Genomic DNA, 26127 nt, shown 5'->3' with positions numbered 1-26127 from the left:
CGTACTCTGCCTGCCTCAGCACTGACAGTCGTGGCATGCGTCGTCAGTCACGGCAACGACACGACGAAAGGACAGGCGACATGTGGTGGTCATTCTTCAATGGGGCAGGGGTAGGCGCAGGCTTGATCATCGCCATCGGGGCGCAGAATGCCTTCGTGTTGGGGCAGGGGCTCAAGCGCGAGCATCAATGGTGGGTGGCGGGGCTCTGCGCGCTGTGTGATGGCGTGCTGATCATCGCCGGCGTGCTCGGGCTTGGCGCGCTCATGCAGCAATCGCCGCTGTTGATGAGCATTGCCCGCTGGGGCGGCGTGGCGTTTCTGCTCTGGCAGGCACTCAAGGCGTTGGGGCGCATGCGCACTGGTGGTCAGCTGACGGCAAGCAACGCCCTCAAGGCCAGTCTCGGCAAGGTGCTGGCGGCGACGTTGGCCGTCACGCTGCTCAATCCCCAGGTCTATCTGGATACGCTGGTGATGCTGGGCGCGATCGGCGCTCAGCAGCCGTCCCCTGAAAGCTTCATCGTCGGGGCGAGCCTGGCCTCCATCGGCTGGTTCTTCGGCCTGGTGGCATGTGCCGGCTGGCTGGCGCCACGCCTGACCAGCCCTCGTGCCTGGCAGGTCATCGAGGCCTTCATTGCTACGATTCTTCTGTGGGTGGCCTGGCAGCTGGGCAGCGGTGCCTGGCTTTAGCGGCCAACGCAAGGCGGGCATGCGGCAGTCGCAGGCGCGACGCGCCGATAGATGTAAAGAAAGCATGACGCAGTGTCAGGCGCTCGCGGCAGTGAGAGCGCCCCGGGTGAACAGTGTCGAGAGGGCCGTCAACGCCATGGCAGAGTTTCGTTACATGTCTGGCGTAGGGGGAGGCAGGGTACGGCACCAATGAGGGCGCAAGGTGCATGGGCAGGGCGGCAGGCAAGGCATAGATTCCCGATAACGGAATCGGGACATCACAGGTGATGCGTGGCGCGTTTGCCTGTCATGAAGGATGTTGCCCGCCTTCTCTCTACCTTGCCTGCCTTGTCGGCAGCCTGACTCAGGAGCACCTCATGAACGCACCGGCGCGTATCGAACAGCACAATCCCATCGGCACGGACGGCTTCGAGTTCGTCGAATTCACGGCCCCGGATGCGGCCGGCATCGATGCCCTGCGCAAGTTGTTCAACCAGCTCGGATTTACCGAGACCCGTCGCCATCGCTCCAAGCAGGTGTTCCTGTTCCAGCAGCACGGGATCAATGTGGTGCTCAACGCCGAGCCGAACAGCCCGGCGGCGGAATTCGCGGCGATTCACGGCCCGAGTGCCTGTGCGATGGCCTGGCGTGTGGCGGATGCCGAGCAGGCGCATCGCTATGCATTGGCGCACGGTGCGCACAGCGTCGAGCATCCGGTCGGGCCGGGCGAGGTGGGCATCCCCGCGGTGCAGGGCATCGGCGGTTCCGTGCTGTACTTCGTGGACCATCACCGTGAGCGCTCGATCTACGATACCGATTTCGTCGCCATCGACGGCGCAATCGAGAATGCCAACAGTGTCGGCCTGCATACGCTGGATCACCTGACCCACAATGTCGGGCGTGGCCAGATGGATGAGTGGGCAGACTTCTATGCGCGTATCGCCAACTTCCGCGAGATTCGCTATTTCGATATCGAAGGCAAGATGACCGGGCTCTTCTCGCGCGCGATGACGGCGCCCTGCGGCAAGATGCACATTCCCATCAACGAGTCCGCCGATGATGACTCTCAGATCGCGGAATTCATCCGCGAATACAATGGGGAAGGCATCCAGCATCTGGCGATGGCGACGGATGATATTCATGCCACCGTCAAGGCGCTCAAGGCCAATGGCGTCACCTTCCTGACCACGCCGGCCACCTATTATGAGAAGGTCGATGCGCGGGTGCCCAACCACGAAGAGAATGTCGAGGACCTCAAGGCATTGAACCTGCTGGTCGATGGTGCGCCGGGGGAGGGGATTCTGTTGCAGATCTTCACCGAGACGGTGATCGGGCCGATCTTCTTCGAGATCATCCAGCGCAAGGGCAACGATGGCTTTGGCGAGGGCAACTTCAAGGCGCTGTTCGAATCCATCGAGGAAGACCAGATACGCCGCGGTATCATCGGCGGCGAGTGATCATGATGGTGCTTCAGCAGCACGAAAGCCCCGCCGGTGTTAGCCGGCGGGGCTTTCGTGCTGGGTAGGCCGAGCTAGAAAATTCGAGTTGCAAGACCTGGTTCAGACAGTCGGGCTCAGGAGGTCGTCGGGACGCGCTGGTGATCGATCACCTGACGCAGCACGAAGCTCGAATGCACGCCGGTCACCCCCTCGATGCGCGTGATCTGCTTGAGCAGCAGGTCGTGGTAGTCATCCATGTCCTTGACCACCACCTTGAGCTGGTAGTCGGCTTCCTGGCCGGTGATCAGCAGGCATTCCATCACCTGGGGCAGCGAGGCGATGGTGTCCTCGAAGTTGGTGAAGCGCTCCGGGGTGTGGCGGTCCATCGAGATATGCAGCAACGCCATCAGACTGAGTCCCAGCTTGCGGGCATCTATCTGGGCGCGGTAGCCGGTGATCATGCCGCTTTCTTCCAGCGCACGGACACGGCGCAGGCAAGGTGACGGGGACAGGCCAATGCGCTCCGCGAGTTCCTGATTGCTGATGCGACCCGAGTGCTGAAGCTCGTCAAGAATGCGACGGTCGAAGCGGTCCAGTGTCGGGAGAGGAATATTCTGGCTCATTTTCGCAATCCATTAGCGATGAAGGTGTGAATGGTGAAATAATCTGCTTTTAAGATGGCGATGTCATGTGGTTTTCGCAATCGTCCGCCCTGATATGCGGCATATACTGTAATCACTGCTCAGCGATGAAGACGCCCGCTCGAGTCGTGGCTATCGCATGACATGACGCACGACGCGAACGACAGACCTGAGCAGGATGAGCCACCGGCGCTGGCGACTCGCCTCATGCAACCGGTGAACGCGGAATGCAGTCGGCTTCTGATCGAAGCGAGGCTGCCGAAGGGGCTCTGATGGTGATCCCATCGTCCTATACTCCGCGCTGGTGACCGTGATCCGGTCCCGGAGCTTGCGGCGGGCAGTGACGTTACGCTGCCCCCGACTTGCTTGCTTGCCCTGCTGACGGCAAGCTTTCGGATGCAAGGCTTCCAAGCCTTCGTCATCTCACATTTACTCAGGCGCCCCGATTGGGACACTGTTGAGTGCGAAAGGTGCCATCGATCTCCCGTATCGGGCCTCGATTGCCGGTTTTTCGCACCCAGACCGCCAAGGATACGACCATGACTGCTGCATCCACGCCAAGTGCTGCCTTCGACCACACCAAATATCGCCCCGTGACCCCTGTTGCACTGACCGACCGCCAGTGGCCGTCGCGTACCGTGACTCAGGCGCCGCTATGGGCGAGTGTCGACCTGCGTGATGGCAATCAGGCGCTGCTCGAGCCGATGACGGTCGAGCAGAAGAAGCTGATGTGGAAGCTGCTGGTCAAGATCGGCCTCAAGGAGATCGAAGTCGGTTTCCCCTCCGCCAGTCAGCTCGATTTCGACTTCGTGCGCTGGTTGATCGAGGAGGATCAGGTCCCGGAAGGCGTCAGCATCCAGGTGCTGGTGCAGGCGCGTGAGCATCTGATCGCGCGTACCTTCGAATCGCTGGTCGGTGCGCGTGATGCCGTCGTTCACGTCTACAACTCCACCTCTACCGTGCAGCGTGAGCGGGTGTTCGAGATGGACCGTGACGGCATCAAGGCCATCGCCGTCGAGGGTGCGCAGCTGGTCAAGGACTACGCCGAGCGCTACCCGGATACCAACTGGGTGTTCCAGTACTCGCCGGAGAGCTTCACCTCCACCGAGATGGATTACGCCGTCGAGGTATGTGAGGCGGTGATGGATGTCTGGCAGCCGACGCCGGAAAGACGCTGCATCCTCAACCTTCCGGCCACGGTGGAAGTGGGCCCGGCCAATCACTTCGCCGATCAGGTCGAGTACTTCATCAAGCACCTGAGCCGTCGTGACTGCGCGATCATCTCGCTGCACACCCACAACGACCGTGGTGGAGCCGCCGCTGCTGCCGAACTTGGCCTGCTGGCCGGCGCCGACCGCATCGAAGGAACCCTGCTGGGCAACGGTGAGCGCACCGGCAACATGGATCTGATCACCCTGGCGATGAACCTCTACAGCCAGGGCATCGATCCGGAGCTGGATCTCTCCAACCCGGACGAGATCATCCAGGTCTACACCGAGTGCACCAATCTGCCGGTTCACCCGCGTCATCCGTGGGTCGGTGAGCTGGTCTACACCGCCTTCTCCGGCAGCCACCAGGATGCCATCCGCAAGTGCCTCAAGAAGCAGCAGGCCGACGAGCCGTGGCAGGTCGCCTATCTGCCCATCGACCCGCAGGATCTGGGCCGCGACTTCCAGGCGGTGATCCGCGTCAACAGTCAGTCCGGCAAGGGTGGCATGGCCTTCCTGCTCGAGCGCGATCACGGCATCAGCCTGCCGCGCTGGATGAGCCTCGAGCTTGCGCCGCACGTGCAGAAAGCCAGCGAGCAGGTCAGCGGTGAGCTGTCCAGCGACCAGATCCGCGCGATTCTCGATGCCAGCTTCAAGCGTGAGGCGCCGCTGAGTCTCAAGGGCTATCGTCTGGATCGCGAAGGGGCCGAGCAGCTCACCGCGACGCTGGTCGATGACAAGGGCGAGCAGATCGCGCTGGCCGGTGAAGGCAACGGTGCCATCTCCGCCTTCATGGATGCCTGGCAGCGTTACACCGGCTCCACCGTCAGCGTGGTGGATTACGGTGAGCACGCCCTCGGTGAAGGCAGCGATGCCGTCGCGGTGGCCTTCGTGATGCTCAACCTGGATGGCAAGCGTGTCTGCGGCATGGCTGAAGATGGCGATACCGTGAGCGCGTCGCTCAAGGCCGTGCTGTCGGCGGTCAATCGCAGTCTGGAAAGCAGTGCGCGCAGTGAAGCGGAACGTGCCGAGGAAGCCGGTCCGGTCGCTGTGTGATGACAACACGCCTCATGCGTGACTGATCCGGGGCATTTTTGCCTCTCTCGAGACCCTCGCTCATCAGAGCGGGGGTCTTGGCGTTTCGAGACAGCGCAGAAGCTGCCCGGCTGACGCTCACGCCCGCGGTTGCCGGCCTTGCGCGGAAACGCTTGCGTGGAAAATACGTGTCATGCTCGTCAGGCCGCTATAGACTTTTGTCTGATGTTGACGGCTCAGTCAACATCCGGACTTGCACCGGTGCCCACCCTGCGTATCATCGCTGCACCCGCATAATGATAACGATCTGGTGGCAGACCGGATTCGAGAACACAACAATTCCAAGCGGTGCAAAGGCAAACCTCCTGATTGCAGAGATAATGGATGTGACCCCATCCATGCTCTGATCGGGCATCGCCAGTGCACCTCTCGTTCAGGAGGTCCGCTAGAACAACCCACAACTACTCATCGGTATCGCATGATTCAACTTGATGCTATCACCACCCTGTTGCTGGCGGCGCTTGTCCTCGTCGTTGGCCATCTGATCGTCGAGCGCGTGCGCGTGCTGCGCGAATTCAATATCCCCGAGCCTGTGGTCGGCGGCCTCATTGCTACCATCATCGTTACCGGCCTGCGCGGACTGGGTTACGAGTTCCAGTTCTTCGGCGGTCTCCAGACTCCCTTCATGTTGCTGTTCTTCGGCTCCGTTGGCCTGTCGGCAGATGTTCGCATGATTCGTGCCGGCGGCAGCAAGCTGGTGCTGTTCCTCGCGCTGGTCATTGGTCTGCTCATCCTGCAGAACCTGCTGGGTGTCGGTGTTGCCAGTCTGTTCGGTCTCGATCCGGTACTGGGTCTGCTTGGCGGCTCCATCACCATGTCCGGTGGCCACGGTACCGGCGCGGCATGGGCCAACGTCTTTGCCGAGGAATACGGCATCAATGGCGCGATGGAAGTCGCGATGGCCTGTGCCACCTTCGGGCTGGTGTTCGGTTCCCTGATCGGTGGGCCGACGGCGCGTTTCCTGATCAATCGCATGAAGCGCGAAGGGCAGGACATCAACGCCCAGGTCAGCGATTCCGAATATGACGAGACGGAAGTCCAGCACCCGCTGAATACGGCCAATGCCCTGAAGACACTCTTCATGCTGCTGCTCGGGGTCGTCTGTGGTCAGCAGCTGCAGTCACTCACGTCGGGCACCGCCTTCTCGCTGCCGACCTTCGTGTGGGTGCTGTTCAGCTGTATCGTCATCGGCAACGTGGTGCGCGCTTTCGGCGACAAGCACCTCAATACCCACGCCGTGGATGTGCTGGGCAACATCAGCCTGTCCATCTTCCTGGCGCTGGCGCTGATGACGCTCAAGCTCTGGGATCTGGCCAATCTGGCACTGCCGATTCTGGCCATCCTGCTGGCACAGGTCGCACTGGTGTTCCTGTACACCACCCAGGTCACCTTCCGCCTGATGGGCAAGAACTACGATGCAGCAGTCCTGGTCGCGGGTAACTGTGGTTTCGGCATGGGCGCCACGCCGACGGCGATCGCCAACATGCAGGCGGTCACCCAGCACCACGGGCCGTCGCGTCTGGCCTTCATCATCGTGCCGGTGGTGGGTGGCTTCCTGATCGATATCGCCAACTCGCTGATCATCAAGGGCTTCCTCGGCTTCTTCTGAACATGACAGCAGGTGTCATGATGAGATGTCGCAGAATCTGCCTGGCATGAACGACAACGCCGGACTCCATAGGAGTCCGGCGTTGTCGTTTCGGGGAGCTCCCCTTGCGGCGCGCCGCTGTCAGGGCATCAGCTCCACAGCGCCACGATCAGGCCATAGGCCAGCAGGGTGACGACCACGGTACCGGCCAGGTTCAGGAAGAAGCCGGCGCGCATCATGGTCTGGATCTTGAGGTGCCCGGTGGCGAACACGATGGCGTTGGGTGGCGTGGCCACCGGCATCATGAAGGCACAGCTGGCCGCGATGGCCGCCGGCACGGTGATCAGCAGCGGGTCGATGTCCAGGGACAGCGCAAGCGCGCCCAGCAACGGCAGGAAGGCGGCGGCCGTCGCGGTATTGGAGGTGACCTCGGTCAGGAAGATGATCACTAGTACCACGATGCCCACGAGCCCGATGAGCGGCAGTACGCTGAACATCGACAGCTGTCCGGCGATCCACTCGGCGAGGCCCGAGCTCTTGATCACGCCCGCCAGCGCCAGGCCCCCCCCGAACAGCAGCAACACGCCCCAGGGCAGGTCACGCGCATCTTCCCACACCAGCAGGCGGCGCCCGCGCGAGGTGCCGGAGGGGATGGCGAACAGGCCCACGCCGATGGCCATGGCGATGCCGGTATCTGACAGCCAGGCAAGGCCCATCTGGTTGATGAGCGGGCGGAACATCCACAGCAGGGCGGCTACCAGGAAGGCGATGCCGACTCGCTTCTCGGCGCTGCTCATGGCGCCCAGTGCCTTGAGTTCACGGCTGATCATCTCGCCGCTGTCTGCCGTCTCGGACTTGAAGGAGAAGGGCGTGCGCGTCAGCCACCACCAGGTGATGGTGCACATCGCGATGGCGACCGGCAGGCCGACGACCATCCACTGGGCGAAGCCGATCTCGATGCCCTGGTCACTGGACAGGTAGCCTGCCAGCAGGGCATTGGGCGGCGTGCCGATCAGGGTCGCGATACCGCCAAGGCTGGCGGAGTAGGCGATGCCCAGCAGCAGGGCGGCAGCGTAGCGCTTCAGTTCCGGGTCATTGCTGTCGCGCTCGTCTTGACCACTGGACATCAGGCTGACCACTGACATGCCGATGGGCAGCATCATGATGCTGGTGGCGGTGTTGGACACCCACATGCTGATGAAGCCGGTGGCGATCATGAAGCCGGCGATCTGGCGGCGCGGCGAGTGGCCGGCAAGCTTCAGCGTATGCAGGGCCACGCGGCGATGCAGGTCCCAGCGTTGCATGGCGATCCCGAGCAGGAAGCCACCGAGGAACAGGTAGATGGTCGGGTTGGCATAGGCGGCGGTGGTGCTCTTGATGTCATCGATGCCAAGTGCCGGCACCAGCACGATGGGCAGCAGTGAGGTCACCGGAATCGGCAGGGCCTCGGTGGCCCACCAGGTGGCCATCAGCAGGGCAAGTCCGACGCAGAGCCAGGCGCTGTCCGGCATGTCGCCCGGTGCCGGTGTCAGCCAGGTCAGCAGCAACAGGAGGGGGCCGAGTATCAGGCCGATGCGCGCCGCGAGTGGCGCTTGTGGCGGCGTAGTGGATTGATCAGCGACGTGATCGGGAGATTGCTCAGGCATGTCGACTCCAGAGAAGCCGGTCGGCGACTGGCTTCCTCATCATGGTGGTCATCGTGTTGTTGGTATGGGTCATGGTAGGTGATGGCGAGTTGTCATGTTGGTGTTATTCATGACATGTCGTGCATGTCCCTGCGATCGGGGTGGCGTGCACGGCGTGTCATGTTGCCTGCCTTGTCAGAAAGTCGCTCGCGAGTCGATCAGCTGGGCGCGCAGGCGGCAAGGCGCGGCCATTGTCTCAGCATTGCGGCGCGGCTCAATAGCCTTCATGGCCTGTTTTGAAACTCCCGTGAATGAAACCTTGACGCCGCGCAAGCGCGACGCTCGATCCGAGGCGCTCAAACCCCGGGCCAGGCCTTGTGTGACGCCATCTTGCCCGGGTCAGGTTGCTGTCTGGCGACAGACGCTGTCGTTGGCTGTGGACTTGTGAGCACAAGGGCTGGAAGGTAGGGTTAGCAGCCATGAACAGGGCCAGCGCAGGACTACTGCGCGGCCCACTGTCGCGTTACTTTCACAAGGAAGATGATTGATGATTCTGGTCACGGGTGGTGCAGGCTACATCGGCTCTCATACGGTATTGGCGCTCATGGAGGCCGGCCATCAGGTGCTGGTGCTGGACAACCTGTCCAATGCCAGTGAAGCCTCTCTTGCGCGTGTGGCGACGCTCGCCGGACGCGAAGTGCCGTTCGTCGAAGGCGATATCCGCAATGGCGCGCTGCTCGACAGCCTGTTCGAGCGTCACGATATCGAGGCCGTGGTCCACTTCGCCGGGCTCAAGGCGGTGGGCGAGAGCGTCGCCAAGCCGCTGGCCTACTACGACAACAACGTCAACGGCACCCTGGTGCTGTGTGACGCCATGGCGCGTGCCGGCGTCAAGCGTATCGTGTTCTCTTCCTCGGCCACCGTGTATGGCGATCCGGCGTCCACGCCGATCCGTGAAGACTTTCCGACTTCCGCGACCAACCCCTATGGCCGCTCCAAGCTGATGGTCGAGGAAGTGCTGCGCGATCTGGCTGTCGCGGATGACAGCTGGCGCATCGCGCTGCTGCGCTACTTCAATCCGGTGGGTGCCCACGAGTCCGGCACCATTGGTGAAGACCCCAACGGCATCCCCAACAACCTGGTGCCGTACATCAGCCAGGTCGCCGTGGGCCGCCTCGAGGAACTGGCCGTGTTCGGGGATGACTACCCGACGCCGGATGGCACCGGGGTGCGCGATTACATCCACGTCGTCGACCTGGCCGATGGCCACCTTAAGGCGCTGGATTACCTGGCCGGTGATGCACGTGATGGCGTTCACACCTATAACCTGGGTACCGGTACCGGCTACAGCGTGCTGGATATGGTCAAGGCGTTCGAGAAGGCCAGTGGTCGTCCGGTGCCGTACCGCATCGCACCGCGTCGTGCCGGTGATATCGCCGAGTGCTGGGCAGAGCCGGACAAGGCCTTCAACGAGCTCAAGTGGAAGGCCGAACTGGGCCTCGACCGCATGATGGCCGACAGCTGGCGTTGGCAGTCACGCAACCCCAACGGCTATCGCAGTGCCTGAAAACTGACACTGCATGGTCAGTGCGCCGAAGTTGACCGAGCTTGAGTTGATGGCGCTTGAGTGAAGACCTCTCGAAGCGGTCGCGGGCAGCATCCGCGGCCGCTTTTGCGTATGATGACGGCGGGCCCAAGGGCCCGTGTCGACTCCTTCGAATTCTCTGCGAGACCCCCATGACCCAGTCCGATGTCACCCTCGATCTTGAACTGCTGACGGCCATTGAACAGCTTTGCCGTGAAGCGGGGCGGGCGATACTCGCCGTTGCCCGTGGGGGAGATCTCGGCACGCGCGTCAAGGCCGATGACAGCCCTGTCACGGCGGCGGATATGGCAGCGCATCATGTGCTGGTCGAGGGGCTGGCTCGCCTGACGCCGCAGATTCCGGTGCTCTCGGAGGAGAGCGACAAGGCCGATATCGCGGCGCGGCGTGACTGGCAGACCTTCTGGCTGGTCGACCCGCTGGATGGCACGCGTGAATTCGTCACCGGCAGCGGTGAATACACCGTCAACGTGGCCCTGATCCAGGGCTCGCGCAGCGTGCTGGGCGTGGTGGATGCGCCGGTACTGGCGACAACCTGGAGCGGGCTTGCCGGTGTGGGGGCCTTCCGGGAAGACGCCGCCGGGCGTGTCGAGATCGCGGTCAGCCCGGAGCATGAGGTGTTGAGAGTCGTGGCCAGCAAGTCGCATCTCGATGCGCGCACGGCAGCACTGATCGAGCGCCTGGCGCCGGTGGAGAATGTCAGCTGTGGCAGCTCGCTCAAGTTCTGTCGCATCGCGGAAGGCAATGCGGATCTCTATCCGCGCTACGCGCCGACCAGCGAGTGGGACACCGCGGCGGCCCAGGCCGTGCTGGAAGCGGCCGGCGGCCAGGTCTTCGATGCCGAGTCATTGCCCGCACGGCCGCGCCGCCTGGACTACAACGCCCGCGACACGTTGGTGAACCCCTTCTTCATTGCCTGTGGCCAAGCGGATGGTCGCTGGCGCCAGGCGCTGGACGTCTGAGGGTGGCCGGGGCTCGATGGCTCGTGCATCTATTGGCCCGCGTAAGGGCTGAAGCGCTCATGTCATGGCGAGAACGCGCATGAAGGGCCTGCTGCAGCGCCTCGTCTATCGCCTGTTTGCGCGCAGCGATCAGGCGAGCAAGCGGGCCGGGGTGATTTCCGCCATCACGCTGTCCCTGCTGGCGAGTCTGGTGCCGTTGATCTACCACGGCCTGCTCGAGGGCGGCCTGATCCTGTTCGGCAACCTGTTGCTGTGGCCGTGTCTGTTGGCGGCGCTCCATCGCCCGCGCTGGCGTTGGCCGGCGCTGGGGCTGATGGCGGCGCTGGGCGTCAACCTTTCGGCAAGTGTGGTCAGCGCCGTTTATTACGATTCCCGCTACGGCCTGGCCTTTGCGCTCAGCTCGCTGGATACCAGTCGCAGCGAATCGATGGCAATGCTGTTCAAGTTCCCGCTGGCCCTGATCGTTCCGCTGGGGTTCTTCCTGCTGGCGCTGTCACTGGGCAATCGCTTCGGGACAGGGCTGGCTCGTGCCCGACTGGGTGGGCGCAGCGGAATCGCCTTCGTGCTCTGGATGCTGATGCTGCTGGCCGGTAGCTGGCAGTGGGGGCGGGCCAGCGTACCGTTGGTGATCACCACGCTGTCGGTCTCGCCGGGCTGGAATCTGGCCACCACCTCGCATGCCTGGTGGGAGAAGGAGCGCTACAAGGCGCTGATGGCGGATGACTATGATTTCGGTGGCGTCTCGCGCAGCCCCGAGGTGCCGGATGACGCTGTCTTCGTCCTGATCATCGGCGAATCCCAACGCCGCGATCAGCTGTCGCTGTATGGTTATTCGCGCGCCACGACGCCGAATCTCGATGCGCGCCGCGATGAGCTGGTGGTCTTCGATCAGGCCATCGCCCCGGCGCCGCAGACCGTGCTGGCGGTACCGATGCTGGCCAGTCTGACCGACCCGCGGACCTTCTCGCCGCGCTATCTGGACGCCAATCTGATCTCGCTGGCCAATCAGGCCGGCTATCATACCGAGTGGCTGTCGCGCCAAGGGCTCGATATCACCTCCGAGCGTACCTGGATCACGGCCATCGCCCAGCGTGCCGATATCGCTCGCACCATCATGACCGACTATGACGACGGCTTGCTGGATGCGCTCGATGAGGCGCTGGCGCGCGAGGTCGAGGGGCCGCGGCTGATCGTGCTGCATCTCTACGGCAGTCACCCGCCGGCCAGCCTGCAGTACCCGGATTCATTGCGCTATTTCCTGACCCCGGACAGCCGTTCGCCGCTGACCGATGCCTACGATGACAGCATCCGCTTCACGGACCAGGTGATCGAAGGGGTCTTCCAGCGCCTCGAAGGGCGACCTGCCGGCGTGCTCTATCTGTCGGACCACGGCCTCGAGCATGATCCGCTCAGCGACGCCTATGTGCATGGCGGTGACCGCCCCAGTCAGGCACCGTACCGCATTCCGCTGTGGCTATGGCAGGCGCCAAGGTCACCCAACCCCGCACGCGAGCTGACGCGCCTGCGCTCGCACGCCGATGAGCCTTTCGCCAGTTTTGACCTGCCCTATCTGGCCAGCGACTGGCTGGGCATCCGCTTCTCCGGTGACAAGCCGTGCCTGTCGCCCTGGGCGGTCTGCTATCAGCCACGTGAACGTCATCCGGTGCTGGACCAGCTGGGACGATTGAACTTCTATGAAGCCCTGCCGTCGGACTTTCTTTCCCGACCTCTCGCGCCGGGTGCCGAAGAGCTCGAGGAAGCGGTCGAGGCGACCACCGAGCTGCTGGAGCGCCCGGAGTTCATGTCCGGGCAGGGCGCGAAACGCGACGGGCAAGTCCCACAATCGGATTCCCGCGTGACGCCGTCGGAGGATTCATCGGCGTTCACCTTGTCACCTGCTTCATTACCTTCAGAAACCCTCAAGGACTGACATGAAAATCACTGTCTTCGGAACAGGCTACGTAGGCCTGGTGACTGGCACCTGTCTGGCCGATGTCGGCCATGACGTGATCTGCATGGACGTTGATGCGGCCAAGATCGATGGCCTCAAGCAGGGCGAGATCCCCATCTTCGAGCCGGGGCTGGAGAGCATGGTGCTGCGCAATGTCGAGGCCGGTCGTCTCAACTTCACCACTGACGCCCGTCAGGCCGTCGAGCACGGCGTGCTGCAGTTCATCGCCGTGGGCACACCGCCGGATGAAGATGGCAGCGCCGACCTCAAGTACGTGCTGTCCGTCGCCACTACCATCGGCGAGCACATGAATGACTACAAGGTCATCATCGACAAGTCCACCGTGCCGGTGGGCACGGCGGACCGTGTCACGGCGCGAGTCGCCGAAGTGCTCGCCGAGCGCGGCGAAAGTATCGATTTCGATGTCTGCTCCAACCCGGAATTCCTCAAGGAAGGCGCGGCGCTGGAGGACTTCACACGTGGCGCGCGCATCGTGGTCGGCACCGATTCCGAGAAGGTGCGCGAGCGAATGCGCGAATGCTACGCCCCCTACAACCGCAACCATGAAAAGCTGATGTTCATGGATGTGCGCGCCGCCGAACTGACCAAGTACGCCGCCAACGCGATGCTGGCGACCAAGATCAGCTTCATGAACGAGATCTCCAATCTGGCCGAGCGCCTGGGCGCGGACATCGAGGAAGTGCGTCGCGGCATCGGCAGTGACCCGCGCATCGGCTACCACTTCATCTATCCGGGTTGTGGCTATGGTGGCTCCTGCTTCCCGAAGGATGTCCAGGCGCTGGCGCGTACCGCAAGTCAGATCGGCTATGACGCCGAGCTGCTCACCGCCGTGGAATCCGTCAACAAGCGCCAGAAGGTCACGCTGTTCGACAAGCTGTCGCGGGCCTTCGATGGTGATCTCAAGGGCAAGACCATCGCCGTCTGGGGTCTGGCCTTCAAGCCCAACACCGATGACATGCGTGACGCGCCGAGTCGCACGCTGATGGAAGCGCTGTGGGCGGCGGGTGCGACCGTGCAGGCCTATGACCCGGAAGCGATGAAGGAATGCCGCCGCATCTACGGCGAGCGCGATGAGCTGGTGCTGGTCGCGGACCGTCAGCAGGCGGTCAAGGGCGCCGATGCACTGGTGGTGTGCACCGAGTGGAAGGAATTCCGCACCCTGGATGGCGAGTGGCTCAAGGCACAGCTCGGCTTCCCTGTGGTGGTCGATGGTCGAAACCTGTTCGAGCCTGCCGCCATGAAGGCCGCCGGCCTGATGTACTACGCGGTCGGTCGCGGTGATTCCATGCGCCGCGTGCAGGAGGCGTCGTGAGCACTGGTGCAGGCAAGCTGGCCGCGATCGCCATTCGTCAGGTCGAGAAGAATACCGGTGCCAGCCGCAATGCCTTCGAGCAGGCGGATGCGTTGCGCGCGCTGGGCTATCGCGTGGTGATTCTCGCCGAGCGCGGCAAGCCTGAACTGGCTCGCTCCCACGGCGCGGAACTGGTGCGCCTGTGGCGGTGGCCCTTCAAGGGGGCGTATCGACGTTTCTGGTTCAATCGCCGTGTTCAGGCCTGGGCCAGCCGTCATGCCCCCGACCTGCTGATCAGTCATGGTGACTGCGAAAGCCCGGATACCGTCTATCTGCACAATTGTGTGCACCTTGCCTCGCAGTGCATCCATGGCCGTGAGTTGCCTGGCGACCACGAAGTGGCGGCGATTCATGATCACGTGCTCAAGGGTGGCAAGTTCCGTCAGGTCGCGGTCAATTCGCGCATGATGGGCGAGGATCTGATGGCGCGCTACGGTATCGCGCCTGAGCGGATCGAGATCAGTTACCCGGGCTATGATCCGGTGCAATTCACGGTCGAGCGCGCGCGCGCAGGGCGCACCGCCCAACGTGAGGCATTGGGCGTGGCCGAGGATGAGCTGCTGGTCGGTCTGGTGTCATCCGGCAACTTCACCAAGCGCAACGTCGCAGGCTTCGTGGCGATGGCGGCACTGATGGAGCAGGCCTCACCGGGCCGCTATCGCTTCCTGGTGGTAGGCAAGGATGATGCCGCGCCTTACCAGCAGCAGGCCAGGGAGGCGGGCATCGCCGAGCGCATGATCTGGCGCTCGACCATCCCGGAGGTCGAGACGCTCTACGGTGCGCTGGACCTGTTCGTGATGCCGGCGCATATCGAGGAATTCGGGCGTGTCGCGCTGGAGGCGATGGCCTGTGGTGCGCCGGTGCTGCTCAATGCGCGGGTCGGCTCGGCCGAGTTGCTCGATGATTACCCTGAGCTGGTCATGGCGGCAGAGTCCACGCCACAGCAGTGGGCCGAGCGCTGCAGCCATCTGCTCGAGAGCGACACGCAAGCGCTGAGCATTGCGCTGGCCAGCCTGGCACGCAATTACTCGCATCAGGCACAGAATCTCAAGCTCAAGGCCAGTTTCGAGGCCTTGATGGCGGGGCGCTGATGGCCAGACGATGAAAATCTGCGCCGACAGCTCGACCACTCGCGTATCGGGCGAAGCATGAGTGCGACAGAGCAAAGCGTACAAGTGTGATTGGCACGACTGGCCCCGTATCCCTGATGCGGGGCCTCTTGTTGACGCAAGGCGTGGGTGAGGGCGGGCTTCGTGGTCATCGGTCGCAGTGCCCCGCCTTGGGTGTCGCGTGTGCAGTCCCTATACTCATGGCTTGTTTACCGCAGGAGAAAGGCATGTCCCTGACTATCAGCATCATTCTGGCCGTCATCGCGATCATCATCATCGCGGGATTGGCGTTCTATGCCCTCAAGCTGCGCCGCGAGGTCAAGGTGCGTGAGGCGCGCCGCGAGCAAGAGCTCATCCAGGCGCGCGCCAACTGTCTGGAAAGCCTCGAAGCCATCGCACGCGCCATGAAGGCCGGGCAGGTCGATATGGTGGAAGGCGGTCTTCGCTGCAAGGTGCTGATCGAAATTCTCGATACCAGGCTGGCCGAAGATGAGGTGCTCTCGGTCTTCGGTGTCCTGCATGGGCGGGTGTCACACCTGCATACCCATTCGGCGCGCAAGGAGCTGTCGCCGCGTGAACGCCTGGCTGAAGACAAGGAGCGCATCGCCGTCGAGGAAGCCCTGGCGGAGCCACTGCAGCTGGCGGCGAGTCGCGTGCTGAGCAACATGGAGTTCTGGCATCAGCATTACCTGGGGCGCAAGCGTCCCGCTTCGCCAGCAGATCTGGGGCAGGCCATCTGATGAGTCTTCAAGAGGCAGGCATGAACACGACACTTTCCTTGTTGGACACGCCGCTGGCTGAGCTGCGTCACGCGCTGCACCGCTCACCGGAACTCTCCGGACAGGAAGCCGCCACGGCGGCCTGCATCGCCGGCTGGATGCGAGAGGCCGGTGCTGAAGTGGTCAGCGGGCTGGGCGGGCATGGTCTGGCCGCCATCTTCCGCGGTACTGCGCCAGGCCCGCGCGTCATGCTGCGCTGTGAGCTGGATGCTCTGCCCATCGATGAGACACCGCGTGGTGACTGGTCCTCCTGTCATCCGCATGTCGGTCATCTGTGCGGCCATGACGGGCATATGAGCTGGATGCTGGGCGTGGCGCAGCGCCTGGCGGCGTCTCCAGTCGCGAGGGGCGAGGTAGTGTTGCTTTTCCAGCCCGCCGAGGAAACCGGCGAAGGTGCGCGTGCCGTCGTGCGCAGCAAGGCCTTTGCCGCACTCAAGCCGGATTATCTTTACTCGTGCCATAACTTGCCGGGGCGCCCTCTCGGGGAGGTCAGTGTGCGCGACCATGCCTTCACCTGTGCTTCACGTGGCATGATCGTGCGCCTTTCCGGGCTCTGTGCGCATGCAGCTCACCCGGAAAATGGTCGCAGCCCGGCGATGGCCATGTGTCGCATCATGCAAGGCTTGTCACGTCTGCCGTTGCAATTTGCCGATGAGACCGGACTGGCGATGGTGACCCTGATCCATGCGCGGCTGGGCGAGGTCGCGTTCGGCACCTCGCCGGGCGACGCCGAGGTGATGGTCACCCTGCGCACCGAAAGCGATGACATGATGAAGGCACTGGCTGAAGCGGCGGTCTCACTGGCGCGCAGCGAGGCGGAAGAAGACCGTCTGGGCATCGATGTGGACTGGTGTGACACCTTCGATGCGACCTGGAATTCTCCCGAGGCGAACGACATGATTCGCCGTGTAGCGCGACAGCAAGGTATTGATTGCGTGGAACTTCCTCAGGCGCATCGCTGGTCCGAGGACTTTGGCGTGCTGGCACGAGACTGCCATGCCGCCATGTTCACATTTGGCGCTGGTGAGGAAATGCCGGGGCTTCACCACCCCGATTACGATTTTCCTGATACGCTGTTGACGCCTGGCGTCGAGATCTTCGAGGGGCTGGTGCGCCAGCACCTTGGAAGAGGGTAAAACAGGGGTTTTACAGCGTCGCCATTCTGATACAGTTAGTGTCAAAGTTTTTCGACGTTGCAAAAAACACTGTTTTCCTTCAACGTATGCCTGAGGATCGGTACCGTTTTCAAGGGAAACAGACCCGATCAGAGCTGGAAGGACGCACCTGCATGTGCTTTCTTCTTAAAGGAAGATTTGAATAAAATTCCTTTCATCGTAACGAGTTCGGCTCTTATACTGAGTCGATACGTAACACCCTCGTTACATATTGCGCTGTGTTAAGAAGGAGTCTTACATGAAAAGATCTACGACTGGCCTGGTTCTGGGTTCTGCATTGGTTGTTGGCCTGTCTGGCTGCGCAAGCTCTGCTTCCCAGTCTTCATCTGCTGAGAAGCCCTGGTACAGCCAGCCGTTCGTCTGCGGTCTGGCCGGTGGCCTGATCGGTGGCGGGATTGGTTACGGCGTCTCTGGCGACAGCGACGAAGACACCGGCGCTTCTCTGGGTGCTGTCGGCGGCGCGACCGCTGGCGCACTGCTGTGTGCAGATGATGCTCCGAAGTCCATGGACGACGATGGCGACGGCGTGCCGAACGACCGTGACGAATGCCCGGGAACTCCGGCAGGCGTCGCTGTTGATGCGAAAGGCTGCCCGCTGGACACCGACGGTGACGGCGTTGCTGACTACAAGGACCAGTGCCCGGGTACCCCGGCCGGCGTCACTGTTGACGCGAAAGGCTGCCCGCTCGATTCCGACGGTGACGGCGTGCCGGACTATCAGGACCAGTGCCCGAACACCCCGGCCGGTGCCAAGGTCAATGCCCTGGGCTGCGTCGCTGACCTCGTCCTGCGTGACGTGAACTTCGAGTTCGACTCCGCCAAGCTGACTGCCAACGCCGAGAAAGTGCTGAACGGTGTCGCGGCCAAGCTGGTCTCCAACGAGAACGTCCGCGTTCGCGTCGAAGGTCACACAGACTCCGTGGGTTCTGACTCCTACAACAAGCAGCTGTCCCAGAAGCGTGCTGACTCCGTGAAGGCCTACCTGGCTTCCGAAGGTGTTGGCGCCAACCGTATCCAGACTGTGGGTTACGGTGAAGAGCAGCCGGTCGCCAGCAACGATACCGCTGCAGGCCGTGCCGAAAACCGTCGTGTCGAGCTTGCTGAAGTCAAGTAAGCCGATCGCGGTAAGCTGAATCAGACGGGGCGCCTCAGGGCGCCCCGTCTGCGTTCTTGTCATGCATGACCTTCAGTGGCCAAGCGTATCTTTACGACTTTTGAACGGGCTGCTAAGGTCTTGCCTCGTTCATGTTCCCGCGTCATGTGTCCATACCCTGCCTGGTCGCTCGATCAGCATGGGGCAGTGGGCGGCGCCCCAGGCATTGTAGGCCGGGGTCAATGACGTGAGGGGTGTGATCGTCATTGCCCTCATTTCGAGCCGACGCCCCGCGTTCGGCCAAATTCGCTTCACGTGACCCTTGGTAAGGGCCACCACTGAACGCAAGGAATTCTTCATGCCTATCGTTACTCTGCCTGACGGCAGCCAGCGTACCTTCGATACCCCGATTTCCGTGATGCAGCTGGCCGAGTCCATCGGCCCCGGTCTTGCCAAGGCCTGTGTGGCCGGCAAGATCAATGGCGTCGAGGTCGATGCCGCTGACATGATCACCGAAGACGCCAACGTCGCCATTCTCACGGCGCGTGATGCGGAAGGCCTGGACGTGATTCGTCACTCCTGCGCGCACCTGATCGGTCATGCCGTCAAGCAGCTCTACCCGGAGGCCAAGATGGCCATCGGCCCGGTCATCGATGACGGTTTCTATTACGACATCGATTTCGGCCGTTCGATCACCCCGGAAGATCTCGAGACCATCGAGAAACGCATGAAGCAGCTGATCGACAGCGAGTACGATGTGGTGCGTGAGTATGTCTCGCGTGACCAGGCCATGGCCGCCTTTGATAAGCGCGATGAGCCGTACAAGCAGGAGATCATCGAGGGCATCGGCGAAGGTGACACCATCCGCCTTTACCACCACGAAGAATACACCGACATGTGCCGCGGCCCGCACGTGCCGAATACCCGCCACCTCAAGCACTTCCAGCTGCTCAAGCTGGCCGGTGCCTACTGGCGTGGTGATTCCACCAAGCCGATGCTGACCCGTATCTATGGCACCGCCTGGCCGGACAAGAAGCAGCTCAAGGCCTATCTCAAGCGTCTCGAGGAAGCCGAGAAGCGCGATCACCGCAAGCTGGCCAAGAAGCTGGATCTCTTCCATATGCAGGAAGAAGCGCCGGGCATGGTGTTCTGGCACCCGAATGGCTGGACCATGTACCAGGTGCTCGAGCAGTACATGCGCCGTATCCAGCGTGCCAACGGCTACCAGGAGATCAAGACGCCGCAGGTGGTGGATCTTTCGCTGTGGAAGAAGTCCGGGCACTGGGGGCATTACAACGAGCTGATGTTCACCACCGAGTCCGAGAAGCGCGAATACGCGGTCAAGCCGATGAACTGCCCATGTCACGTCCAGGTCTTCAATCAAGGCCTGAAGAGCTACCGTGATCTGCCGCTGCGTCTGGCCGAGTTCGGCTCCTGCCATCGCAACGAGCCGTCCGGTTCTCTGCATGGCCTGATGCGTGTGCGTGGCTTCACCCAGGATGACGCCCACATCTTCTGTACCGAGAATCAGGTCGAGTCCGAGGCCGAGGACTTCATCCGTCTGACGTTGGAAGTCTATCGTCAGTTCGGCTTCGAAGATGTCGAGCTGAAGCTCTCCACCCGTCCGGAATCCTTCATCGGTGAGCCGGAAGCGTGGGACAAGGCCGAAGCCGGCCTGCAGGCGGCACTGGATGCGACTGGCCTGCCGTGGGAGCTGCAGCCGGGTGAGGGCGCCTTCTATGGACCAAAGATTGAATTCTCTCTGCGAGATTGTCTGAATCGTGTCTGGCAGTGTGGTACTCTACAGCTCGACTTCAATCTGCCTGAGCGTCTCAGTGCCCAGTTTGTCGATGAAAGTGGAGAGCGTCGCATGCCGGTCATGTTGCACCGCGCGATTCTCGGCTCCTTCGAGCGCTTCCTCGGCATCCTGATCGAGCACCACGCAGGCGCGATGCCATTCTGGCTCGCCCCGGAGCAGGTTGTCGTAATGAATATCACGGATTCCCAGGCAGAATATGCCAAGGATCTGGTCTCCCGCCTCGAGAAACATGACATCCGTGTCAAAGCAGACTTGAGGAACGAGAAGATCGGCTTTAAAATCCGTGAGCATACTCTGCAGAAGGTTCCTTACCTCATCGTCGTTGGCGACAAGGAAGTGGAAGCTGATGCAGTAGCTGTCAGAACCCGTTCCGGTGAAGACCTCGGCACCATGAAAGTTTCAGAGTTCATGGAACGCCTGAAGGAAGAACAGGTCTGACAGTAACGAATTTCAGCCAAACGGAGACGCAACGATCAAGCGGAATAATCAGCGCGGACGCCCCCAGGAAAAGCGGGCTCCCATCAATGACCGTATTCGTGCGGACGAAGTCCGCCTCATCGACGCAGATGGCGAGCAGGTTGGCGTAGTGTCAACCAAAGATGCGCTTGTCAAGGCCGAAGAGGCAGGGCTCGACCTCGTCCAGATTTCCAATGCCGATCCCATCGTCTGCAAGATCATGGATTACGGCAAGTTTCTTTTCGACGAGAAGAAACAGAAGAATCTGCAGAAGAAGAAGCAGAAACAGATCCAGGTCAAGGAAGTCAAATTCCGTCCTGGTACCGATGAGGGCGATTATCAGGTCAAGCTGCGCAACCTGACTCGCTTCATCGAAGGCGGAGACAAGGGTAAGGTTACCTTGCGCTTCCGTGGTCGCGAAATGGCGCACCAGGACATCGGCCGCAAGCTGATGGAACGGATCGCCGGCGATCTCTCGGAGCTCGTGACCGTCGAGTCCTTCCCGAAAATGGAAGGCCGTCAGATGATCATGATTCTCGCGCCGAAAAAGAAGTGATCCATAGGCAGTAAAACGGACATTTCAGGGTCACGCCTGCGGGCGTGGCTCTTTTTGTCGGCCCTGGATTTTCTCAAGAAACCGAGCGGAGTTAATACTCATGCCGAAGATCAAGACTAACCGCGGCGCTGCCAAGCGCTTCAAGAAGACTGCCAACGGCTTCAAGCACAAGCAGTCCTTCCGTAGCCACATCCTGACCAAGAAGTCGACCAAGCGTAAGCGTCAGCTGCGTGGCATGAAGCAGGTTCACGCTGCAGACAAGGCGCTGATCCAGCGCATGCTGCCGAACCTGTAAGCCGTCCTTACCTCGGTCCAACTTTCTTAATATCAGGAGTACGCTATGTCCCGCGTCAAGCGTGGCGTCGTCGCACGTCGCCGTCACAAGAAGATCATGAAGCAGGCCAAGGGTTACTACGGAGCGCGTTCACGCGTCTTCCGCGTAGCCAAGCAGGCTGTCATCAAGGCCGGCCAGTACGCTTACCGTGACCGTCGTGTCCGCAAGCGTCAGTTCCGTGCCCTGTGGATCGCGCGTATCAACGCTGCGGCCCGCATCAATGGCATGTCCTACAGCCGCTTCATCGCTGGCCTGAAGAAGGCCAATATCGAGATCGACCGCAAGGTCCTCGCCGATATCGCGGTTCACGAAAAAGCTGCCTTTGCTGCCATCGTCGAGAAGGCCAAGGCTGCTCAGTAAGTGACCGGATCAGATATCGCCCAGACCCGACGAGCCGCTCAGGCGGCGAATCGGGCCGTGACTGTCGAATGCTTGCATTGGGCAACTCAGGCGGTATCGAGATGACGTGTTACGTCACAGGGGAAGAGCAGCCGCTCTTCCCCTGTTTTTGTTTGGCCTGCCGTCAGAGAATCGGCGGTGGGTCAGCAGTGACATGAACGGGATTGGCCGCGTTGTGGGCCGGTCTCTGGCAAGGGCGCGATCGTCTGTGTGACTCACCGCAGGCGGAGCGCTCTCCCTGCCGACCCTCGGGTCGGCGCGACTTCCATTGGTGGCGGACATTGCCGCGCCAGTGACTCAAGCGATCGGAGCTGAACGGATGGAACATCTTTCCACCCTGGTGGACGAAGCACGCACCGCGATCCAGGCGGCCGAAGACGTCCAGACCCTCGACGAGGTACGGGTACGTTTTCTCGGCAAGAAGGGCGAGATCACCGCACTGCTCAAGGGCCTCGGCAAGCTGTCCCCCGAAGAGCGTCCCAAGGCCGGTGAGACCATCAACGAAGCCAAGCAGCTGCTGAGTGGCGAGTTGGATGCACGTCGCAATACGCTGGAAACGGCGGCGCTCAATGCGCGTCTTGCCGCCGAGCGCGTCGATGTGACCCTGCCGGGCCGTGGTGAGCCGGTAGGCGGCTTGCACCCGGTCACCCGCACGCTTGAGCGTATCGAAAGCTTCTTCTCGCACATCGGTTACGGTGTCGCTGAAGGGCCGGAAATCGAAGATGACCATCACAACTTCGAAGCCCTGAACATCCCGTCGCACCACCCGGCGCGCGCGATGCATGACACCTTCTACTTCGACGCCACGCGACTTCTGCGTACCCATACCTCACCGGTACAGGTGCGTAGCATGAAGGCCAGTGAACCGCCGCTGCGCATCGTCTGCCCGGGTCGCGTCTATCGCTGCGACTCCGATCTGACCCACACCCCGATGTTCCATCAGGTCGAGGGTCTGCTGGTCGACGAGAATGTCAGCTTCGCCGATCTCAAGGGCACCGTCGAAGAGTTCCTGCATGCCTTCTTCGAGCGTGATGATCTGGAAGTCCGCTTCCGTCCGTCCTACTTCCCGTTCACCGAACCGTCCGCTGAAGTCGATATCCAGTGCGTGATGTGTGCCGGTGACGGCTGTCGTGTCTGCTCCCACACCGGCTGGCTTGAGGTGATGGGGTGCGGCATGGTGCATCCGGAAGTCTTCCGTCACTCCGGTATCGATAGCGAGCGCTTCCGCGGCTTCGCCTTCGGCATGGGCGCGGAGCGTCTGGCGATGTTGCGTTACGGCGTCAACGACCTGCGGTTGTTCTTCGAGAACGACCTGCGTTTCCTTCGCCAGTTCAGCTAGGCACTCATTCACGTATCGCGCCTTGAGGGCGTGAACTTACGGAACAGGACAGCAAGATGAAATTTTCCGAACAGTGGCTGCGTGAGTGGGTGTCGCCGGAACTGAGCACCCAGCAGCTGGCCGATCAGGTCACCATGGCTGGTCTGGAAGTCGATGGTATTGAACCGGTCGCCGGTGAGTTCACCGGTGTGGTCGTGGCCGAGGTCAAGGACAAGCAACCGCATCCGGAGGCCGATCGCCTCAATGTTTGCCAGGTGGATGATGGCAGCGGTGCGCTGGTGCAGGTCGTGTGTGGTGCGCCGAATGTCGCCGCTGGCCAGAAGGTGCTCTTCGCTCAAGTCGGCGCGAAGCTTCCGGGCGACTTCAAGATTCGCAAGGCCAAACTGCGCGGTGTCGAATCCCGCGGCATGATCTGTGGTGCCTCCGAGCTGGGCCTGGAAGCCGAAGCCTCCGACGGCATCATGGTGCTGGCCGCGGACGCGCCGGTGGGCCGCGATGCCCGTGACTTCCTGAATCTTGACGACAACGCCATCGAGGTCGATCTGACCCCGAACCGTGGCGACTGCCTGAGCGTCAAGGGGCTGGCGCGCGAAGTCGGCGTGCTCAACCGTCTTGCCGTCACGGCGCCGAGCATTGCGCCGGTTGCCGCCCAGATCGACGATACCTTCCCGGTCACCGTCAGCGCGCCAGAGGCCTGCCCGCGCTATCTGGGGCGTGTCGTGCGTGACGTCAATGTCGCCGCGACCTCTCCGCTGTGGCTTGAAGAGCGTCTGCGTCGCAGTGGTATCCGCAGCATCGACCCTGTCGTCGATGTCACCAACTATGTGCTGCTCGAGCTCGGCCAGCCGATGCACGCCTTCGATCTGGCACGCCTGAACGGTGGTATCGAGGTGCGCATGGCAGCGGCTGAAGAGCCACTGACGCTGCTCGACGGTCAGGAAGTCGCGCTGCGTGACGACACCCTGGTCATCGCCGACGAGAAGGGCCCGCTGGCCATCGCGGGTGTGATGGGCGGCGAAGGCAGTGGCGTGAACGCCGAGACACGCGACATCTTCTTCGAAGCGGCCTTCTTCGCGCCGTTGAGCGTCGCTGGCAAGGCGCGCAGTTACGGCCTGCACACCGACAGCTCGCATCGTTTCGAGCGTGGTGTGGACGCGCAGCTGCAGCGTGATGCCATCGAGCGCGCGACAGCCCTGCTGCTCGAGATCACCGGCGGCAAGCCGGGTCCGATCATCGAGGTCGCCAGCGACGCAGCGCTGCCCAAGGCCGCCGTCGTCAGCCTGAGCGGCGCCAGTGTCGAGCGCACGCTGGGCATGGCGCTGCCGGATGCCGAGATCGTCGAGATTCTCGAGCGTCTAGGCATGCAGGTCGCCGCGAATGGCGATAGCCAATGGCAGGTGACGGTGCCGAGCTGGCGCTTCGATGTCAGCATCGAGGCTGACCTGATCGAAGAGCTGGCGCGCATTCACGGTTACAACAATCTGCCGGTCAGTCGCCCGAACGCTCGTCTCGCACCGGCTGTGGCCAATGAGACCACCCAGCCGCTGACCAGTCTGCGCCGTCAGCTGGTGGCGCGGGGCTATCAGGAAGCGATCAGCTACAGCTTCGTCGCCCCTGAGCTGCAGAAGACGCTGGACCCGCACGGCGTGGCGCCGGCACTGGCCAACCCGATTTCCAGCGACATGGCCGTCATGCGCAGCTCGTTGCTGCCGGGGTTGGTCAAGGCGCTGAGCCACAACCTCAATCGTCAGCAGTCGCGCGTGCGCCTGTTCGAGACCGGTCTGGTGTTCCGCGGTGAGCTGGACTCCCTCGAGCAGACACCGATGATCGGCGGTCTGATCACCGGCGCCCGTTTGCCGGAAGGCTGGAATGGCGGTCGTGACAAGGTCGATTTCTTCGATCTCAAGGGCGATGTCGAGGCACTGCTGGCACTGGGCGGCAATCTGGGTGCCTGGCGCTTCGAAGCCGCCGAGCATCCGGCTCTGCATCCGGGCCAGTGCGCTCAGCTGTTCTTCGATGGCGAGCCGGCTGGCTGGATGGGCGCCCTGCACCCGGCGGCGCGCGCCGAGCTTGGCCTGAAGGTCGAGGTGTTCGTGTTCGAGATCACGCTGGCCGCTGCCTGTGCGGGTCGTTTGCCGCGCTTTGCACCGCTCTCCAAGTATCCGGAAGTACGTCGTGATCTGGCCTTCGTGGTCGAGGAGGGCGTGCACGTGCAGTCGCTGCTCGACGCCATCCGTTCGCAAGCCGGTGAATGGCTGACGGACCTGCGCTTGTTTGACGTCTATCAGGGCCAGGGGGTAGCCGATGGTCACAAGTCGCTCGCCCTGGGCTTGACCTGGCAGCATCCTTCGCGCACGCTGAATGATGAGGAAATCAATCAGTTAGTCGATGCGATCGTCACCGATGGCCACACACGTTTCGGGGCGGCGCTGAGAGCATGAGTCGCCACTTGAACGAGGGAGCGGACATGGGAGCGTTGACCAAGGCGGAACTTGCCGAGCATCTGCACGCAGAACTCGGCATGTCCAAGCGCGAAGCCAAGTCGATGGTAGAGGTATTCTTCGACGAGATTCGCGGTTGCCTGCGGGAAAATGAACAGGTGAAGCTGTCCGGTTTCGGCAACTTCGATCTGCGTGACAAGCGCGAACGTCCGGGGCGCAATCCCAAGACAGGCGAGGAGATTCCGATCTCCGCGCGTCGCGTGGTGACATTCCGCCCAGGTCAGAAGCTCAAGGCCCGAGTGGATGAGTACGACGGCGAGACGCACGCACATCAGCGTCTTGAAGAGCATGATGACCACGATGATCATGATGATGATCACTGAGGTCATTGCCTGATCTCACCCGCCGCTCCCTGAGCGGGTGACCATGCTCACGAAAGCCCCGACGCCCTGCGTCGGGGCTTTCGTCGTTCTGAGGC

Annotated in this window: 21 protein-coding genes; 19 read left to right on the top strand and 2 right to left on the bottom strand. The window is 62.2% G+C overall.

All coding sequences use genetic code 11. The features are described from left to right. Nucleotides 1-80 precede the first annotated feature (80 nt). Together CDPAHKCJ_RS03685 and hppD are read left to right on the top strand one after the other, a co-directional pair. Nucleotides 81-686: a LysE/ArgO family amino acid transporter gene (locus tag CDPAHKCJ_RS03685; protein ID WP_166018724.1), complete on the top strand. Its 606-nt coding sequence runs from the start codon at nucleotides 81-83 to the stop codon at nucleotides 684-686. 356 nt (nucleotides 687-1042) lie between these two features. Beyond that, on the top strand, nucleotides 1043-2122 hold the full coding sequence (gene hppD, locus CDPAHKCJ_RS03680) for a 4-hydroxyphenylpyruvate dioxygenase (protein ID WP_166018723.1): 1080 nt from the start codon (nucleotides 1043-1045) through the stop codon (nucleotides 2120-2122). A gap of 116 nt (nucleotides 2123-2238) precedes the next feature. On the opposite strand, the gene CDPAHKCJ_RS03675 is transcribed toward hppD, so the two are convergent. Next, entirely contained in the window at nucleotides 2239-2727 is a 489-nt protein-coding gene (locus tag CDPAHKCJ_RS03675; protein ID WP_043331273.1) for an Lrp/AsnC family transcriptional regulator, read from the bottom strand. Nucleotides 2728-3284: 557 nt separating this feature from the next. On the opposite strand from CDPAHKCJ_RS03675, the gene CDPAHKCJ_RS03670 reads away from it, so the two are divergent. After that, nucleotides 3285-5009 carry a 2-isopropylmalate synthase gene (locus tag CDPAHKCJ_RS03670; RefSeq protein ID WP_166018722.1) on the top strand — a complete coding sequence of 575 codons (1725 nt, stop codon included), beginning with the start codon at nucleotides 3285-3287 and terminating at the stop codon, nucleotides 5007-5009. Between the two features lie 457 nt (nucleotides 5010-5466). Next, nucleotides 5467-6657, top strand: a complete 1191-nt coding sequence (gltS, locus tag CDPAHKCJ_RS03665) for a sodium/glutamate symporter (protein ID WP_166018721.1) — start codon at nucleotides 5467-5469, stop codon at nucleotides 6655-6657. A gap of 128 nt (nucleotides 6658-6785) precedes the next feature. Here the strand turns inward: gltS and CDPAHKCJ_RS03660 are convergent, their stop codons facing one another. Then, nucleotides 6786-8282, bottom strand: a complete 1497-nt coding sequence (locus CDPAHKCJ_RS03660; RefSeq protein ID WP_166018720.1) for an SLC13 family permease — start codon at nucleotides 8280-8282, stop codon at nucleotides 6786-6788. Between the two features lie 523 nt (nucleotides 8283-8805). Here CDPAHKCJ_RS03660 and galE point away from each other — a divergent pair. The 15 genes from galE to ihfA all read left to right on the top strand — a co-directional run bounded on the left by galE (nucleotide 8806) and on the right by ihfA (nucleotide 26032). Beyond that, entirely contained in the window at nucleotides 8806-9828 is a 1023-nt protein-coding gene (gene galE / locus CDPAHKCJ_RS03655) for a UDP-glucose 4-epimerase GalE (protein ID WP_054555473.1), read from the top strand. Nucleotides 9829-9998: 170 nt separating this feature from the next. Beyond that, the gene (cysQ, locus tag CDPAHKCJ_RS03650; RefSeq protein ID WP_166018719.1) at nucleotides 9999-10826 is read left to right on the top strand and encodes a 3'(2'),5'-bisphosphate nucleotidase CysQ; all 828 of its coding nucleotides are present in this window, start codon (nucleotides 9999-10001) and stop codon (nucleotides 10824-10826) included. 79 nt (nucleotides 10827-10905) lie between these two features. After that, nucleotides 10906-12756: a phosphoethanolamine transferase gene (locus CDPAHKCJ_RS03645; protein ID WP_166018718.1), complete on the top strand. Its 1851-nt coding sequence runs from the start codon at nucleotides 10906-10908 to the stop codon at nucleotides 12754-12756. A 1-nt stretch (nucleotide 12757) separates the two neighbouring features. Continuing rightward, nucleotides 12758-14110 carry a UDP-glucose/GDP-mannose dehydrogenase family protein gene (locus CDPAHKCJ_RS03640; RefSeq protein ID WP_166018717.1) on the top strand — a complete coding sequence of 451 codons (1353 nt, stop codon included), beginning with the start codon at nucleotides 12758-12760 and terminating at the stop codon, nucleotides 14108-14110. Further along, nucleotides 14107-15240 carry a glycosyltransferase family 4 protein gene (locus CDPAHKCJ_RS03635; RefSeq protein WP_166018716.1) on the top strand — a complete coding sequence of 378 codons (1134 nt, stop codon included), beginning with the start codon at nucleotides 14107-14109 and terminating at the stop codon, nucleotides 15238-15240. The genes CDPAHKCJ_RS03640 and CDPAHKCJ_RS03635 overlap by 4 nt, the downstream gene beginning before the upstream one ends. A 245-nt stretch (nucleotides 15241-15485) precedes the next feature. Further along, on the top strand, nucleotides 15486-15998 hold the full coding sequence (locus tag CDPAHKCJ_RS03630) for a DUF2489 domain-containing protein (RefSeq protein WP_166018715.1): 513 nt from the start codon (nucleotides 15486-15488) through the stop codon (nucleotides 15996-15998). 20 nt (nucleotides 15999-16018) lie between these two features. Beyond that, on the top strand, nucleotides 16019-17173 hold the full coding sequence (locus CDPAHKCJ_RS03625) for an amidohydrolase (protein WP_166018714.1): 1155 nt from the start codon (nucleotides 16019-16021) through the stop codon (nucleotides 17171-17173). Between the two features lie 277 nt (nucleotides 17174-17450). Beyond that, entirely contained in the window at nucleotides 17451-18326 is an 876-nt protein-coding gene (locus tag CDPAHKCJ_RS03620; RefSeq protein WP_043335655.1) for an OmpA family protein, read from the top strand. Between the two features lie 337 nt (nucleotides 18327-18663). Next, on the top strand, nucleotides 18664-20562 hold the full coding sequence (gene thrS, locus CDPAHKCJ_RS03615) for a threonine--tRNA ligase (RefSeq protein ID WP_166018713.1): 1899 nt from the start codon (nucleotides 18664-18666) through the stop codon (nucleotides 20560-20562). A gap of 34 nt (nucleotides 20563-20596) precedes the next feature. Further along, nucleotides 20597-21136: a translation initiation factor IF-3 gene (gene infC, locus CDPAHKCJ_RS03610; protein WP_082388253.1), complete on the top strand. Its 540-nt coding sequence runs from the start codon at nucleotides 20597-20599 to the stop codon at nucleotides 21134-21136. Nucleotides 21137-21236: 100 nt separating this feature from the next. Beyond that, the gene (gene rpmI, locus CDPAHKCJ_RS03605; RefSeq protein ID WP_043335648.1) at nucleotides 21237-21431 is read left to right on the top strand and encodes a 50S ribosomal protein L35; all 195 of its coding nucleotides are present in this window, start codon (nucleotides 21237-21239) and stop codon (nucleotides 21429-21431) included. 45 nt (nucleotides 21432-21476) lie between these two features. After that, entirely contained in the window at nucleotides 21477-21830 is a 354-nt protein-coding gene (rplT, locus tag CDPAHKCJ_RS03600) for a 50S ribosomal protein L20 (protein WP_043335644.1), read from the top strand. Nucleotides 21831-22188: 358 nt separating this feature from the next. Then, nucleotides 22189-23208, top strand: a complete 1020-nt coding sequence (pheS, locus tag CDPAHKCJ_RS03595; RefSeq protein WP_166018712.1) for a phenylalanine--tRNA ligase subunit alpha — start codon at nucleotides 22189-22191, stop codon at nucleotides 23206-23208. Between the two features lie 56 nt (nucleotides 23209-23264). Next, nucleotides 23265-25649, top strand: a complete 2385-nt coding sequence (pheT, locus tag CDPAHKCJ_RS03590; RefSeq protein WP_166018711.1) for a phenylalanine--tRNA ligase subunit beta — start codon at nucleotides 23265-23267, stop codon at nucleotides 25647-25649. Nucleotides 25650-25675: 26 nt separating this feature from the next. Further along, a complete protein-coding gene (gene ihfA, locus CDPAHKCJ_RS03585; RefSeq protein WP_107336300.1) occupies nucleotides 25676-26032 on the top strand; it encodes an integration host factor subunit alpha in 357 nt (118 codons plus the stop codon). Nucleotides 26033-26127: the final 95 nt, after the last annotated feature.

This window comes from Cobetia sp. MB87 (assembly GCF_011319755.1).
Taxonomy (GTDB): domain Bacteria; phylum Pseudomonadota; class Gammaproteobacteria; order Pseudomonadales; family Halomonadaceae; genus Cobetia.
The sequence above is the reverse complement of the archived record's forward strand: the minus strand, read 5'-3'. Positions and strand labels throughout refer to the sequence as shown.

What these genes read in the sequence shown, in the direction of transcription:
- CDPAHKCJ_RS03685 (WP_166018724.1), top strand. Translation starts at nt 81, where the DNA reads ATGTGGTGGTCATTCTTCAATGGGGCAGGGGTAGGCGCAGGCTTGATC.
- hppD (WP_166018723.1), top strand. Translation starts at nt 1,043, where the DNA reads ATGAACGCACCGGCGCGTATCGAACAGCACAATCCCATCGGCACGGAC.
- CDPAHKCJ_RS03675 (WP_043331273.1), bottom strand. Translation starts at nt 2,727, where the DNA reads ATGAGCCAGAATATTCCTCTCCCGACACTGGACCGCTTCGACCGTCGC.
- CDPAHKCJ_RS03670 (WP_166018722.1), top strand. Translation starts at nt 3,285, where the DNA reads ATGACTGCTGCATCCACGCCAAGTGCTGCCTTCGACCACACCAAATAT.
- gltS (WP_166018721.1), top strand. Translation starts at nt 5,467, where the DNA reads ATGATTCAACTTGATGCTATCACCACCCTGTTGCTGGCGGCGCTTGTC.
- CDPAHKCJ_RS03660 (WP_166018720.1), bottom strand. Translation starts at nt 8,282, where the DNA reads ATGCCTGAGCAATCTCCCGATCACGTCGCTGATCAATCCACTACGCCG.
- cysQ (WP_166018719.1), top strand. Translation starts at nt 9,999, where the DNA reads ATGACCCAGTCCGATGTCACCCTCGATCTTGAACTGCTGACGGCCATT.
- CDPAHKCJ_RS03645 (WP_166018718.1), top strand. Translation starts at nt 10,906, where the DNA reads ATGAAGGGCCTGCTGCAGCGCCTCGTCTATCGCCTGTTTGCGCGCAGC.
- CDPAHKCJ_RS03640 (WP_166018717.1), top strand. Translation starts at nt 12,758, where the DNA reads ATGAAAATCACTGTCTTCGGAACAGGCTACGTAGGCCTGGTGACTGGC.
- CDPAHKCJ_RS03630 (WP_166018715.1), top strand. Translation starts at nt 15,486, where the DNA reads ATGTCCCTGACTATCAGCATCATTCTGGCCGTCATCGCGATCATCATC.
- CDPAHKCJ_RS03625 (WP_166018714.1), top strand. Translation starts at nt 16,019, where the DNA reads ATGAACACGACACTTTCCTTGTTGGACACGCCGCTGGCTGAGCTGCGT.
- CDPAHKCJ_RS03620 (WP_043335655.1), top strand. Translation starts at nt 17,451, where the DNA reads ATGAAAAGATCTACGACTGGCCTGGTTCTGGGTTCTGCATTGGTTGTT.
- thrS (WP_166018713.1), top strand. Translation starts at nt 18,664, where the DNA reads ATGCCTATCGTTACTCTGCCTGACGGCAGCCAGCGTACCTTCGATACC.
- rpmI (WP_043335648.1), top strand. Translation starts at nt 21,237, where the DNA reads ATGCCGAAGATCAAGACTAACCGCGGCGCTGCCAAGCGCTTCAAGAAG.
- rplT (WP_043335644.1), top strand. Translation starts at nt 21,477, where the DNA reads ATGTCCCGCGTCAAGCGTGGCGTCGTCGCACGTCGCCGTCACAAGAAG.
- pheS (WP_166018712.1), top strand. Translation starts at nt 22,189, where the DNA reads ATGGAACATCTTTCCACCCTGGTGGACGAAGCACGCACCGCGATCCAG.
- pheT (WP_166018711.1), top strand. Translation starts at nt 23,265, where the DNA reads ATGAAATTTTCCGAACAGTGGCTGCGTGAGTGGGTGTCGCCGGAACTG.
- ihfA (WP_107336300.1), top strand. Translation starts at nt 25,676, where the DNA reads ATGGGAGCGTTGACCAAGGCGGAACTTGCCGAGCATCTGCACGCAGAA.